We start from the raw sequence: 14,076 nt of genomic DNA, 5'->3' as shown, positions 1-14,076 counted from the left end.
TTGACTTGCTCAAAAACATTTTATTGCTTTAGTAATGAAGCCGAAGCTTCATATACTGGCAGTTTCGCTCGTTGTTCAGTTTTCAAAGAACAATCTTTTCTTTCATGTCCGGCGTTTGTTTCTCTCGTCCGGAATTAGAATATACCATGGCTAGTCTATCTGGGTCAAGCATTTTTATAAACTTTTTTAAAATTACTTTTCAACTCGGTTATTTCATCCAATCTTTTCTCGCATCCATACTATACTAGCATGTGTAAAATCGAGTATTTCGCTTGCCCTGAGTTATTGTAAAGCTTCAATATAGTAGTGTCAAGATTAAATGTAATTGTTCCTCTACTCGAATCGATAGAATTATTTGTCGTACATACAATCGAAGTCTGAAGAATACATATGAACTTGTGTGCTAGCTGCTCTACATTAATTTTTATAATAATTACAAAATGATATTGATTTTCTGCTATGAGCCTGTATCATAGGTATTGTAGCGCTTCCATATTATTCTAATGAGGTGATTATGTTTATGAGTACTGAAAACAACAACAAGCTTACAACTAGCTGGGGATCTCCGGTCGGAGACAATCAAAACTCAATGACTGCAGGCTCGCGCGGTCCGACATTAATCCAAGATGTACACCTGTTAGAGAAGCTGGCGCATTTCAACCGGGAGAGAGTTCCCGAACGTGTCGTGCATGCCAAAGGCGCAGGCGCACACGGCTATTTCCAAGTAACGAACGATTTGACTAGCTACACGAAAGCAGACTTCCTCTCCGAAGTAGGCAAAAGAACGCCGATGTTCATCCGATTCTCAACGGTTGCCGGCGAGTTGGGTTCCGCCGATACGGTTCGCGATCCACGCGGCTTCGCGGTCAAGTTCTATACCGATGGGGGCAACTACGACTTAGTTGGCAATAATACGCCTGTTTTCTTCATTCGCGATGCGATCAAATTTCCTGACTTCATCCATACGCAGAAGCGTCACCCGCAAACCCATCTCAAGAACCCGAACGCCGTATGGGACTTCTGGTCGTTATCTCCTGAATCGCTGCATCAGGTAACGATCCTCATGTCCGACCGAGGCATTCCGGCTACGCTCCGCCATATGCACGGATTCGGCAGCCACACGTTCAAGTGGGTGAACGCTGACGGACAAGCGGTCTGGGTTAAATATCATTTCAAAACCGAACAAGGCGTGCAGAACCTCTCTAATGAAGTAGCAACCAAAATCGCCGGCGAAAACCCGGATTACCATACCGAGGATTTGTTCAACGCCATCGCGAATGGCGACTTCCCGGCATGGAAATTGTATGTACAGATCATGCCGCTGGAGGATGCGGATACATACCGCTTCGATCCATTCGATGTAACGAAGGTATGGTCGCAAAAGGACTATCCGTTGATCGAGGTTGGCCGTATGGTACTTGACCGCAATCCGGAGAATTACTTCGCCGAGGTCGAGCAGGCAACGTTCTCGCCCGGATCATTCGTGCCGGGCATCGAGGCGTCGCCGGACAAAATGCTGCAAGGACGCCTGTTCGCCTACTCCGACGCTCATCGTTACCGCGTAGGCGCTAACCATAACTCGCTGCCGATCAACCGCCCTGTCTCGCCGGTGAACAACAACCAGCGCGACGGCCAGATGCGGGCAGACGGCAATGGCGGCGCGCAGATCTACTACGAGCCGAACAGCTACGGCGGCGCGCAAGAGACGCCTTCGAACAAGCCTGCTCCATTCGAAGTATCGGGCAGCGCGGATAGTGTAGGCTATGACCATCACGATCATTACACGCAAGCAGGCGACCTTTATCGCCTAATGAGCGAGGATGAGCGCGCTCGCTTGATCGAGACGATCGTCGGCGCCATGAAGCCGGTTGAGCGCGACGATATTAAGTTGCGCCAGATCGGACATTTTTATAAAGCCGATCCCGAGTACGGTCAACGCATTGCCGAAGGTCTCGGTCTTTCGGTATCCCAGCCCTAATATTGCTTATCCAATCATGATCATATAGGAAACGATCAACGGCTGTCGAAGCTATTCGACAGCCGTTTCTTTCTTCGCATATACTATTTGTAAGATTAACAAGGAGGACACGGACAATGACAACAAAGGAATGGAACCAGCTACGCAAGATGCTGCCGCAATGGGTAGAGGAAAGCCGTCGTCATTGTTTCGACGGGAAAGTCGCATCCTACATACCCGAGCTTTCCAAAGCGCCAATTGAAGCGCTCGGCATCCATATTCTTGACGGACGAGGCAACGCCGTATCGGCGGGCGACTGCGAGCTTTCGTTCACGATGCAGAGCATATCGAAGGTGTTCACGCTTATCCTTGCGCTAATCGACAATGGAGAAGAAGCCGTGTTCAGTAAAGTAGGCATGGAGCCGACGGGAGATAACTTCAACTCGATGCTGAAGCTGGAGCTTGTTCAGCCCGGCATTCCTTTCAATCCTCTAATCAATGCAGGGGCAATCGCCATATCATCCTTGATTGCGGGAGAGAGCTCGCTTGACAAGTCGGCGCGTGTACTCCGTTTCTTCCAATTGCTAGCTGGCAATGACTCGCTTGACTATGATTACGATGTATACCGATCAGAATCTGAGACGGCGAACTTGAATCGCTCCATAGGGTATTTGCTTAAAGACAACGGCGTTCTCGAGGGAGATGTAGAGGATATGCTCGACGTTTACTTCCGGCATTGCTCGATTAGCGTCACATGCTCCGACTTGGCAAAGATGGCGCTTGTGCTTGCAAGCAACGGCAAGGATCCGCTGTCAGGCAAGAAGCTTATTCCACGCCGTTACGTCCAAATTGCCAAAACGTTCATGACGACATGCGGCATGTATAACGCGTCCGGCGAATTCGCGATCCAAGTAGGCTTACCCGCCAAGAGCGGAGTGTCCGGAGGCATTCTTACCATGTTGCCCGGTCGGTACGGCATCGGACTCGTCGGCCCATCCCTCAATCGCAAAGGGAACAGCATCGCGGGCGTTGAGCTGCTTCAGAAGCTGTCGCAGCAATTAGACTGGAGCTTGTTCTAAGGTATTGTCAAATGAATGGCTGCCATACGACTGGGCTTGGATTCTTGGCAGCCTTAGTCTGGTTAACGATTGCCCGCGCTTACTTTGTGCCGTGATCGATAAGCTTAATATTTTTGCTGAGGACAAAAAACTGCTCTGCCTTCGCTCGATGCTCATCCGTAATCTGTCCGCTAATTGCCTTGTAGGCAATCAATACCGCGGTTGCATCGTCAACAAATCCAGCTACGGGAATGAAGTCGGGAATGAAATCAATCGGCATTATCCAATAGGCAAGCGCTCCGACTGCCGTCACTTTGGCCGACAACGGCGTCTTCGGATCGGTCGAACAATAATACAGCGTGACAACCTCTCTGGCAAAAGGAACTTTGGCCGCATACCGCTTTACCTTCGCCCAGAAGCCTTCCTCCACATATTTGGTTTGCTTCTCGTGATCGCCGATTTTGCCGACCCACATATTTACGTCAACCTCGCTAACCGCCGCCGCGTCCGGCTTCTCCGCCTGCAACGTTTCTTCCAGCTCGCTAGCGGAAACTTCATAAGGAATGGCTTCCTCCACCAGCTTGCTGCCGCAGTGAGCGCAAACTTCATCAAGCAGCTTGCCAGCCTCCACCTTATTGCTTCGTCCGCATTCCATGCAATCTATTGTAGTCATCGCGTCATCCTCCTCTTGAAAGCATATCTCGCAACCCCACTTACACTTACACTCTTATACTTGGATTATGAGCTTTAGTTTCATTCTGGTTGAGACTTTAAATGCAAAAAACCGCCATATCGGCGGCTTAATCGCAATTACACGCTTGTATTCTCGAATAAATAATACATGATCGTGCCCGCCGCCTGCTTAATCGACAACAGATCGGAGCTGAGCCTTATATCAGGGTTGCTCGGGGGCTCGTAAGGTGCGGTGATGCCTGTAAAATGGGGGATTTCCTGCGCTCTTGCTTTCTTATACAAGCCTTTCGGATCACGCTGCTCGCATACTGCGATCGGGCAATCCGCATATACTTCGACGAACTCCCCTTCCTCGAACATCGCTTTGGCCATTGCCCGATCCGCTTCGATCGGCGAGACCAGAGCAACGATTACGAGTGCGCCGGACTGCACGAACAGCTTCGCTGCCTCTGCCGTTCGACGAACATTCTCTCTGCGATCCTCGCTGCTGAAGCCCAAATCTTTGTTCAGACCCAAGCGCAAATTGTCCCCGTCCAGAACAACGCTATGAATTTGCCGTTCATAGAGCATCGTATTCAACTCGTTCGCAATAGAGGATTTGCCGGAGCCGGACAGCCCCGTGATCCATACGACACCGCTCATATGCCCGAATCTTCGATTATATAGCTCCTTCGTAACCGTATAACTATGCCACTTGACGTTATTGACTTGATCGGTCACTCCTATCTATTCCTCCCTATTCTAGCTCACGTACAGCGATGTTCAGCTTCTACGTCATAGTATGGCAATCGCTTCTCTATCGATTGTACGTATGCCGACTCCAAGCTTAATAGGCTCGAGGGAAAGGGGAGAGATACTAGGAATGTGCCCCGCTTAACACGCTGCTGTCCAGCTGTCCGTTAAACAGCTTGCTGTAGAAGCCCTTTTTCTCGAGCAGTTCTTCATGGGATCCGATCTCTGTCAATGCGCCGTCCTGCAGCACAACGATCTTATCGGCCTGCTGGATTGTGTTCAAGCGGTGAGCGATAACGAAGCTGGTACGCCCCTTCATTAATCGCTGCAGCGCTTCCTGGATTTTTATTTCCGTAACCGTATCGATGCTGCTCGTCGCTTCATCCAGCACGAGAATAGACGGATCAGCCAATATCGCTCTCGCAATGGCGAGCAGCTGCTTCTGGCCTTGGCTGATCCCGCTGCCGTCCAACTTAAGCTGCGCATCATATCCGCCGCGCAATCTAGTAATGAAAGAATGAGCGTTAGCGAGACTCGCTGCCCGTTCAATCTCTTCATCGGTTGCATCCAGTCTACCGTAACGAATATTGTCTCGCACCGTTCCTTCGAACAGGAACGGATCTTGCAGCACGAAAGCCATATGCGAGCGGAGGCTCTCGCGCGTGAACCCGCGCGTGTCGTTGCCGTCAATCGCGATGCGGCCGCCGCTTGCGTCGTAGAAACGGCATAACAGCTGGATCAGCGTCGTTTTGCCCGCTCCGGTCGGACCTACCAATGCCACCGTCTCGCCAGGAGAAGCTTGGAAGCTGACGCTTCTAAGCGTCTGTGCTCCTTCTCCATAAAAGAACGATACGTTGTCGAAGTCGATCGCGCCTTTCACTTCCTTAAGCTCGGAAGCTTCTGCCTCATCCTTGCACTCCGCCTCCTCGTCCAGGACATCGAATACCCGTTCAGCGCCTGCAATGGCCGACAGCAGCGTGTTCCACTGATTGGCCAGATCATTCAGCGGTCTCGTGAATTGCCTTGCATACTCGGCGAAAATAATGATGACCCCAACCGAGATTTCGCCTTCCAGCGCGAGTATTGCACCTACGCCGGCTACGATCGCAAAGCTGAGATTGTTGAGCGCATTCATCAGTTTCGGTATAAAGCCCGATATGGACTGCGCCCAGAAGCCGGATACCCGAATCCGTTCATTGCGAAGGCGGAAGGAAGCAATGACGTTCTGCTCCTGCGAGAAAGCTTTAACGATGCGCTGGCCCGATAACGTCTCTTCTATATAACCGTTCAGATCCCCTAGATTTCGCTGCTGCGCCTTGAACAGCTTGCCCGTCTGATTCGTAATCCACTTCATCCCGTATACCATGAGCGGTACGATAAGAAAGGTGAGCAGCGTGAGCAACGGGCTCAGCGACAGCATAACGGATACCGTTCCTACGAGCAGAAGAACGCTGGACAACAATTGAATGACCGAGCTGTTAAGCGAAGAGCTGACATTCTCGATGTCGTTCGTTACGCGGCTCATAAGTTCGCCTTGCTGGCGCTTCGCGAAATAAGGAATCGGCAGCCGATGCAGTTGGTTAAACAATTGTACGCGCATCCGGTAAACCGTTTGCTGCGAGATCGTAATCATCCAAACGCTTTGCAGCCACATCGTCAAGGAGTGCAGAGCGTACGCAATCGCCATTAGTAGGAGAAAAGCAATAAAACCGCTATCGCGTTCGATAAGAAACCGATCAACGGCCCTCCCTGCCAAATACGGGCCAAGCAGCGAGAAAGCAGAGCTTAGCACGACCATTGCCACGACCGCCGACAGCCTGCCTTTATATTGCAGCAAATAATCCGCCATACGCTTCAGCGTAAGCGACGCGTTTTTTGCACGCGGCTTCTTCTTCTTCGAAGCGCTCGCCTTTTCCCCCGTCCCCGATGATTCCTCTGCCGGTCGCTCAGGACGTTCATATTGAAAAGGCTGCTTCAACAGATTAAGCATGGGACACTCCCTCCTTCCCGAACTGCGATTCATAGATCCGACGGTATAGATCGGAGTTCCTCAATAATTGCTCATGCGTGCCTTGCGCGAGCAGTCTGCCATCATCAAGCAGCAATATCGTGTCGGCGCTAATCGTCGTGCTTATTTTCTGCGTAATAAGGAAGGTTGTGCAATGCATCTGCTTCAGCGCCGTGAGAAGCCTTGCTTCGGTCTGCACGTCGAGCGCGCTCGTACTGTCGTCCAGCAGCAGAATGACCGGCATTCGCACGAGCGCGCGGGCTATCGTAAGCCGCTGCTTCTGACCTCCCGACAAGTTCACTCCCTTCTGTCCCACTACGGTCTCATACTGCTGCGGCAGCTTCATTATAGTGTCGTGAATTTGCGCCAGCTTAGCCGCGTGGACGATCTCCTCCTGCGTAGCGTCTTCCTTGCCCCAGCGAATATTGTCTGCGACGGTGCCCGTGAACAGCATAATATCTTGCGGCACGTAACCGATCTGGCCGCGAAGCTGCGTGAGCTTCAGCAACCGGTTGTCGATGCCGTCTATACGGATTGTACCTTCATCCAGATCGTATAATCTTGGAATAAGCTGCATAAGCGACGTCTTGCCTGAACCGGTCGCCCCCATAATAGCTACCGTATCCCCAGCCTTCGCTTCGAACGTAATCGCTTCCAATACATGCTCTCCCGTATCGGGATAACGAAAGGAAACGCCTTCGAACGTCACATCGCCGGCGCTTAGCTTTGCCTCCGTATCGCTGTCTTCGGTATCCAGCAAATCGATATCGGTCTTAAGAACCTCTTCCACGCGCTGAGCCGATGCGCGGGCACGGGAGAAGTTCACGATAATCATCGAGAGTATCGATAATGCGCCCGTCGTCCGCATCGCATAATTGACGATCGCTACAACCTCGCCGACGCTCGCCCCGCTCCTGTCCAGCTCGAAGTGTCCGAACCATAACACCGCAAGAATACAGGTATTCATAACAAGCAAGATAATGGGCATCGTTGTTTCGGTCAGCCTCATGGCGGCAACCGTCTTCTCCATCAGCCGCTCGCTGGACATCGAGAATCGAGCCGCTTCATGCTTCATGCGCACGAACACGCGGATAAGCCGCATGCCGCTTAAGTTCTGCTGCATCACGCCGTTCACCCCGTCGAGCTGTTGCTGCACCGAGCGGAACAGCCGCTCGCCCTTGCGCAGCACCCATACGAGAAACATACCAAGAAACGGGATTCCTGCCGCAAGGAACAACGCAAGCTTCGGATGGACGATGAACGCCATCACAACGCTTCCGATCACAAGCAGCGGCGCGCGCAGCATAATCCGCAGCCCCATGAAAACCGTATTCTGAAGCTGCATCACATCGTTCGTCAGACGCGTAATGAGGGATGATTCGGGAAAGCGGTTAAAATTGGCGAAAGAAAAAGACTGGACCTTCTCGTACAAGCGGTCTCTGACATCGTAACCAAAGCTTTGGCTCACATGCGAGGCATAGAACGAGCTAATAATACCGACTACGAAAGCCAGCGCCGAGCAGCCAAGCAGGACGCCTCCCCATTGGAGAACAACCGTCAGGTTATCGGCTCCGATTCCCTTATCTATGATTTTGGAAATAATGAATGGCTGGAACAGCTCGACCGTAAGCTCTGTCAACATAAGCAAGAGCGCCACAGAAGTCGCTAACCTATATTTTTGCAAAAAAGAGAACATCGTACGCATTCCTGCACCTCCCGCTTCCATGCTGCTCTTCCTATTATATCGATTTATGCGCGAATTGGCATTTATTATCCTTATGGAATGAGGAAAAACCCCTACCCGTCAACGCGAATAGGAGCATCTGTCTTCCGTTCCCCGTCTCCATGCCGCTCGATTCAATTGCTGCGGGCGTCTTCATAGAATACGCGGAACAAAATATCTTGATTGTAATTGCCGAAGCCTTTGCCATAGAGGGTCAGGCCTCCGACATGGGCCGCTTCTTCCTTCACCCCGATGCTGAATGTCCAGAAGTTGCGGTCAAGGCCGATCTCGCCGATCGACATGTCCGACATATGCTGGCCGTCAATCAGCGTTCGGTCTTCTTGGATGCGGATGACTTTAAGCAATCCGTATTGATTGACTTTGTCGTGCCACCAGGATGGCGTATAACGTCCTCTTACGTCGCCGTAATCGCCGGGACTGGTCCAAGTGCCTATGTCTTTGCCGTTCAATTCAAAGTAAATGTCGGACGGATAGTTTTCATTGGTGCCGGGAGCCTCCGAGCCGATTTCGAGCACGATCTCAAGCGCCAGCGGCTTCTGCCCCGGCAGCAAGTAATTCGGCACCTTATATTCGACGAAGCCTTTGCCGAACCACAGTATGCCTGCGTTCATACGCTCAGGCTCAAGGAAGAAGCGCGGATCGTCATATTGACCGACCGTCTTATCCACCGTCGCGATGCCGCAGGTCGGATGTACTTCGAACTGCGTGTAATGTCCGACCGGCACGCTAATCTCATGCATCTTCTTCGCATCGGGCACGGGCTGGGGCAGCTCGATCGCAATCGACCGTTCGGCGAGCGAGCATATTTTGTGCGTGCCGCCATGCTTTCGTACCATTTTCGTCTGCACAAGCCCCGCTTTCTCCAGCTTCTTCACATGCATCGTTACGATTGCGCTGCTTAGTCCGAGCGATTCGGCAAGCTCCTTCACGTTCATCGGATTGCTCGCCAGCAAATTGATAATCGATAATCGAACTGGGCTCGCTAACGCTTCGTATAAAGGAAGCCATTCCGAATCGGTATTCGCATGAATCATTGGATCGCCTCCTTCTTCCATTGTAGGACAACAGAGGGGCATCCCGTAAGCCGCAATTGCGGCCAGGGACACCCCGTATGCAACATTTGAACGATTTTGTCGCGATTACAGCTTGATTCGGATAACGTTCCAGGAAGCTTTGGCAAGCTGAGCTTCGATCTTCCCGTTGTCGGTAAGCGTTGCATTGCCTGTCGTATGCGGCTTCACGCGGTCCGGATTCGCAGCGGTATTGGATGCTTTCAGATCTTCGTTCTCGAGTACGATATGCTCGATGATCCGGAAAGCGCCGAAGCTGCGAAGATCAATCTCGAAGGAGAGCGATTCGGACAGATGGCGGTTAACCGCGAATACCGTTACTTCGTTCTTCTCTTCGTTATGAACGGCAACGGATTCCAGGTAAGGAACGTCCGTGAATTCCTTCGTGTCGTGCTTCGGCGATTTCACAAGCGGTACCAGCACCGTTCCGCGACCGAAGATGCTCGCATGCATGTACGGATAGTAGATCGTTTGCTTCCATGCCGCGCCGCCGTTCTCCGTCATGATCGGAGCGATAACGTTAACAAGCTGGGCAATGCATGCCATCTTCACGCGGTCCGCACGCTTCAGCATGCTGATAAGCATACAGCCTACAAGCAGCGCATCCTCGTGGTTATAGATATCTTCAAGCTGCGGAGGAGCAATCGTCCACGGCTCGATCTTGCTGTCCTGATCATTGGAATGATACCATACGTTCCACTCGTCGAACGAGAGGTTTATTTTTTTCTTGCCGCGTTTCTTCGCTTGGATATAGTCGCAAGTGGCAATAACGGTATCGATGTAGGAATCCATGCCCATCGAAAGTGCAAGGAAGTTCTGCGAATCGTTGTCTCTGTTGCCATAGTATTGGTGAATCGATATATAGTCAACCGTATTATAAGTCAGGTCGAGTACAGTCGCTTCCCATTCCGGGAATGTCGGCATTGCGATGTTCGAGCTGCCGCAAGCGACTAATTCAATCGTCGGGTCAACCCAGCGCATTGCCTTGCCTGCCTCGTTCGCGAGACGCCCATACTCGTAGGCCGTCTTATGGCCGATCTGCCAAGGGCCGTCCATCTCGTTGCCAAGGCACCACGTCTTCACGTTGTGAGGATCTTTGTAGCCATGCGATACACGAAGATCGCTCCAGTACGAGCCGGACTTATGATTCGAATATTCGAGCAGGTTGCGCGCTTCGTCAATACCGCGCGTACCGAGGTTGACGGCCATCATCGCATCCGTGCCGACTTTCTTGCACCAATCCATGAATTCGTTATAACCGATCCAGTTCGGTTCGATCGTTCTCCATGCCAGTTCAAGCTTTCTAGGACGTTGATCAACCGGACCTACGCCGTCTTCCCAATTGTAACCGGATACAAAGTTGCCCCCAGGGTAACGAACGATCGGCACGTCAAGGCCCTTAACGAGTTCAATGACGTCCGAACGAAAGCCTTGCTCATCAGCCGTCGGATGATCCGCTTCATATATGCCGCCGTATACGGCGCGGCCCAAATGTTCAATGAACGAACCATAAATGCGTTTATCTACTTCCCCGATTGTAAAATCCTTGTCTACGATCATCGTTGCCTTGTTGTTTGCCATCCGCTTACACCTCATTTTAGTTAATGTTAATGAAATCATTAATTTAGTTACAGAACAATAAACCTTCCACCCTTATTAAACTATAAGATTCGAATTAATTCAAGTATTAATTTGGTTGTCCTTTGAATTAATGCATATATTATTTCATGTCTTGGATTTTTATCGATTTCCAGCATTTTTTGATCGCATACTTTTTATGTAATAAAATATAGTTCAAATTTCCCAATTAAATACGTTAACAGCCTTGAGAATATATGACTTTTCGACTACTATGGAATAAGAAGGGAATTCCCTTGTTTCAACACTACGGCAGGAGTTGAGAACATGAGCAGTCACGACCGCTCACTAGAAGATGCAGCCGAACATATCATAGACACACTAAAGCATTTCCTTCAAGTGAACATGATTCTAATCGCTACGTCCGATACAACTAGCAACCGGATCCTTAGAGCATTCGATCGCGGGGACGACAACCATACGGATATGCTAACGCATTCGCTGCTGTCGCCGCTATGCAAACTCGTCGTTGACCAGGGCTTCTCCCATCTTGCGATTCCCGATCTGTCCGATGATTCCAGAACGTCACAGCTTCCGGATATCGACCAGCTCCCGCAGAGTTGTTCCTTGGTCGGCGTTCCCGTGAAAACGAGCAGCAACGAGGCCGTCGGCGCGATATGCTTACTCGGCAAAGGACCTATCGAGCTTAACGAGCAGCAGCTGTCCATCGTGAAATCCATGGCTGCCATACTGGGTTACGTCATTGAGCTTGAGAACGCAAGCGTGACCGACAGTCTGACGGGACTGTATAACCGGCGCTACTTAAGCCATGTATACCAGAGCGGGGCGGACAAGCAGTTCAGCGTCATGTTCATCGATATCGATGATTTCAAGGATGTGAACGACACTTACGGCCATGACTTCGGCGATCTGCTATTGCTCGAAATATCGGGGCGCTTGAAGCAAAACGTACGGAAAAGCGACATCCTCGTCCGATACGGAGGCGACGAATTCCTTATCTTCTTCCAGCATCTCGTCGACAACCAAGACATCGAATTCGTAGCCTCCAAGATAAGAGACTCGATCAAAGAGCCTTTCGAGATTCGAGACCAAACGATTCGCATATCGGCAAGCATCGGCATTAGCGCGAACTACGGACTTGGCTCCAGCTTGAAAGAGCTCATCAGCGACGCCGACCAAGCGATGTACGGCGTCAAACAAAACGAAAAGAGCCTGTAAGAAGGAATCGACTACTGCGTCTAATGCCGCGAGTGCTCATCCCTCTTGCAGGTTCTTTCTTTGTCTTCGTTTAACGGCTCTTCACAAGCAGCTCAATCGCTTCCTTCACTACCTTGCTTGTGTCTCCGCCGGATTGCTGCTCCTCCAGAATGCATTGCTGCAGGTTCTCTGCTACAATCTGCGCGATAGCTTTATCCGCCGCATTGCGCACAGCCGACAGCTGGCTAACGACATCCTTGCAGTTCTTCTCTTCTTCCATCAGCCTCAGCACGCCGCGGACTTGTCCTTCCAGTCTGCGGAGACGCTTCTTCATTTCATCATTATAATGATAAGCCACTACTATCAGCTCCTCTGACATTTCCTATACCTGTATACGTATATACCTATAAGATAACGCAAATAGCTTAGTCGAGCCAGTATTAAATAAACAAGTTCACTTTCGCGTCAGTAGCATCACCCAAGTAAGCGGATACGCCTGCGTATGTCAGTCCATCGACCAGCTCATCTTCCTTCAAACCCAGCAAATCCATCGTCATCGTACAAGCGACCAGCTTGACGCCTTGCTCACGCGCCAGCTCGATAAGCTGCGGGAGCGACAGCGCATTATGCTTCTTCATGACATGCTTAATCATAGGCGGTCCTATGCCAAGCATATTCAATTTCGACAAGCCCAGCTTCTTCGCACCCCGCGGCATCATCCACCCAAAAGCTTTTTCCAGCCATCCCTTCTTTACGTCTACATGCTCATCCTTGCGCAGCGTATTTAGTCCCCAGAAGGTGAAAAATATCGTGACGTCATGATCGTAAGCCGCCGCCCCGTTCGCTATGATGAAGGCAGCTATAGCCTTGTCCAAGTCGCCGCTGAAGAGCACGATCGTCGTCTTTTCCTTCTCCATGATAATCAACCTCTCTTATTTAGAAAATAATATCGAGCCATATCTTCACAACGGTTGCTGTTATTAGAGCCATAAGCATCCATTGAAGCACTTTCGTGTTCATTCGTTTGCTGACTGCAGCTCCGAGCGGAGCCGCGACGAGGCTTGCGATTACCATCACCACTGATGGCGTTAACAGCATATGACCGCCGATAAGCTTCCCGGCTGCCGAACCGATGGACGACAGGAATGTAACCGCTAGCGAGGATGCTATCGCGATACGTGTCGGGATCTTGAGCACGACAAGCATAACCGGCATAAGGATGAACGCGCCTGCTGCGCCTACAATTCCCGATACAATGCCAATTGCTGCTGCAAGTACGACGGCAGCCGTTCGATTAAACGTCAATTGCTGGGTACCCGTTGGCAGCGTCTGGTCCTGTTTGGGAAACAGCATGAGCACTGCAGCCAGCAATGCGATAATGGCGTATGTGATATTGATGAATGAATCCGGCAAATACCGTGAACCGAAGCCCCCCGCGAAACTTCCGATTACGATGGCGACGCCCATGTACAGCACGAGCTTCGTATGGACAAGACCGTCCTTGCGGAACATGAGCATGCCTGCGAGCGACGCGAAAAACACCTGTATTGCGCTTATTGCCGATACTTCCTGGGCGGTAAAAGCGACGAAGCCTAGCATAGTTGGAATGTAGAGCAGCATCGGATATTTAATGATCGAGCCTCCGATTCCGACCATGCCGGATAGAAACGAACCGATGAAGCCGATAAGAAACAAAAATGCGATGAATGTTAAATCCATTTAACCGTTACCTCCCTAGGCAGTAAAGCTTGCCTATCTGCTTGGCGTTGTCCCTTATCCTTTGCGAATAACAAAGGTATAAATCCCGGATATCGTATCTACCTTCACGATTTCATTGTTCGACTTGTTCACCCACGCCTGAAAATCAGTAAGCGCCCCTTTGTCAGTAGAGTGAAGCTCCATCAGTTGTCCGACTAGCATCGCATCGATCGCTTTCTTCGCTTTCACAAGCGGCATGGGGCAGGATAGTCCTTTCGCATCTACAAGTACATCAATTTTCATTTTTAATTCCTCCTCAA

Annotated in this window: 13 protein-coding genes; 3 read left to right on the top strand and 10 right to left on the bottom strand. The window is 50.8% G+C overall.

Going from position 1 to position 14,076, the window contains the following annotated elements; genetic code table 11:
* The first annotated feature begins 520 nt into the window (after nt 1-520).
* Together katA and glsA are read left to right on the top strand one after the other, a co-directional pair.
* Nucleotides 521-1,978, top strand: a complete 1,458-nt coding sequence (gene katA, locus J2T14_RS14840) for a catalase KatA (RefSeq protein WP_307471903.1) — start codon at nt 521-523, stop codon at nt 1,976-1,978.
* A 116-nt stretch (nt 1,979-2,094) separates the two neighbouring features.
* Entirely contained in the window at nt 2,095-3,036 is a 942-nt protein-coding gene (gene glsA, locus J2T14_RS14835) for a glutaminase A (RefSeq protein ID WP_307471901.1), read from the top strand.
* A 79-nt stretch (nt 3,037-3,115) separates the two neighbouring features.
* Here the strand turns inward: glsA and J2T14_RS14830 are convergent, their stop codons facing one another.
* The 6 genes from J2T14_RS14830 to arfA all read right to left on the bottom strand — a co-directional run bounded on the left by J2T14_RS14830 (nt 3,116) and on the right by arfA (nt 10,843).
* Nucleotides 3,116-3,688: a YkvA family protein gene (locus J2T14_RS14830; protein WP_307471899.1), complete on the bottom strand. Its 573-nt coding sequence runs from the start codon at nt 3,686-3,688 to the stop codon at nt 3,116-3,118.
* A gap of 137 nt (nt 3,689-3,825) precedes the next feature.
* The gene (cysC, locus tag J2T14_RS14825; protein WP_307207093.1) at nt 3,826-4,428 is read right to left on the bottom strand and encodes an adenylyl-sulfate kinase; all 603 of its coding nucleotides are present in this window, start codon (nt 4,426-4,428) and stop codon (nt 3,826-3,828) included.
* Nucleotides 4,429-4,564: 136 nt separating this feature from the next.
* Nucleotides 4,565-6,430 carry an ABC transporter ATP-binding protein gene (locus tag J2T14_RS14820; protein WP_307471897.1) on the bottom strand — a complete coding sequence of 622 codons (1,866 nt, stop codon included), beginning with the start codon at nt 6,428-6,430 and terminating at the stop codon, nt 4,565-4,567.
* Nucleotides 6,423-8,153, bottom strand: a complete 1,731-nt coding sequence (locus J2T14_RS14815; protein WP_307471896.1) for an ABC transporter ATP-binding protein — start codon at nt 8,151-8,153, stop codon at nt 6,423-6,425. Before J2T14_RS14815 ends, J2T14_RS14820 begins: the two co-directional genes overlap by 8 nt.
* A gap of 152 nt (nt 8,154-8,305) precedes the next feature.
* Nucleotides 8,306-9,226 (bottom strand): ArsR/SmtB family transcription factor, encoded by a 921-nt coding sequence (locus J2T14_RS14810; protein ID WP_307207088.1) that lies wholly within the window; start codon nt 9,224-9,226, stop codon nt 8,306-8,308.
* Between the two features lie 105 nt (nt 9,227-9,331).
* Entirely contained in the window at nt 9,332-10,843 is a 1,512-nt protein-coding gene (gene arfA, locus J2T14_RS14805; RefSeq protein WP_307207086.1) for an arabinosylfuranosidase ArfA, read from the bottom strand.
* 324 nt (nt 10,844-11,167) lie between these two features.
* On the opposite strand from arfA, the gene J2T14_RS14800 reads away from it, so the two are divergent.
* Nucleotides 11,168-12,079 (top strand): sensor domain-containing diguanylate cyclase, encoded by a 912-nt coding sequence (locus tag J2T14_RS14800; protein ID WP_307471893.1) that lies wholly within the window; start codon nt 11,168-11,170, stop codon nt 12,077-12,079.
* 70 nt (nt 12,080-12,149) lie between these two features.
* Here J2T14_RS14800 and J2T14_RS14795 read toward each other — a convergent pair whose 3' ends face one another.
* The 4 genes from J2T14_RS14795 to J2T14_RS14780 form a co-directional block, all read right to left on the bottom strand.
* The gene (locus J2T14_RS14795; protein ID WP_307207082.1) at nt 12,150-12,416 is read right to left on the bottom strand and encodes a metal-sensitive transcriptional regulator; all 267 of its coding nucleotides are present in this window, start codon (nt 12,414-12,416) and stop codon (nt 12,150-12,152) included.
* An 82-nt stretch (nt 12,417-12,498) separates the two neighbouring features.
* Nucleotides 12,499-12,975 carry a DsrE/DsrF/DrsH-like family protein gene (locus J2T14_RS14790; protein WP_307207080.1) on the bottom strand — a complete coding sequence of 159 codons (477 nt, stop codon included), beginning with the start codon at nt 12,973-12,975 and terminating at the stop codon, nt 12,499-12,501.
* A gap of 19 nt (nt 12,976-12,994) precedes the next feature.
* Entirely contained in the window at nt 12,995-13,777 is a 783-nt protein-coding gene (locus tag J2T14_RS14785) for a sulfite exporter TauE/SafE family protein (protein ID WP_307471891.1), read from the bottom strand.
* Nucleotides 13,778-13,831: 54 nt separating this feature from the next.
* Entirely contained in the window at nt 13,832-14,059 is a 228-nt protein-coding gene (locus J2T14_RS14780; protein WP_307471889.1) for a sulfurtransferase TusA family protein, read from the bottom strand.
* Nucleotides 14,060-14,076 lie beyond the last annotated feature (17 nt).

The sequence above is a fragment of the Paenibacillus harenae genome, from assembly GCF_030812415.1.
Classification (GTDB): domain Bacteria; phylum Bacillota; class Bacilli; order Paenibacillales; family Paenibacillaceae; genus Pristimantibacillus; species Pristimantibacillus harenae_A.
Note: the sequence above shows the minus strand (reverse complement) of the source record. Positions and strands in the feature narration are given on the sequence as shown.